Source organism: Bacillus sp. T17B1, assembly GCF_026796395.1.
Classification (GTDB): Bacteria; Bacillota; Bacilli; order Bacillales; family Bacillaceae; genus Bacillus; species Bacillus spizizenii_A.
In genome coordinates, this window is the sequence record NZ_JALAYA010000062.1 from 567 (window position 1) to 897 (window position 331).

1 tRNA gene is annotated in these 331 nt (G+C 43.5%); it reads left to right on the forward strand.

The features are described from left to right. Nucleotides 1–24: 24 nt before the first annotated feature. Nucleotides 25–100, forward strand: a tRNA-Ala gene (locus tag MOF34_RS20630). The last annotated feature ends 231 nt before the right edge of the window (nucleotides 101–331 follow it).

Here is a 331-nt window from a genome sequence, read left to right on the forward strand (position 1 = left end):
TCCTGTCTTCCCGACCATTTTCTTGGGGCCTTAGCTCAGCTGGGAGAGCGCCTGCTTTGCACGCAGGAGGTCAGCGGTTCGATCCCGCTAGGCTCCACCAAAAAGTTTTTAAAAAAGTTATTGACTTTAAAGAAGCAACATCGTATACTAATAAAGTTGCTTTAACAAAGCGAAAAATTGAAATGATCTTTGAAAACTAAACAAGACAAAACGTACCTGTTAATTCATTTTTTATAAAAATCGCACAGCGATGTGCGTAGTCAGTCAAACTAAGGCCTGCACGACGCAGGTCACACAGGTGTCACCGCTGGATGCGGTGAACTTAACCTGT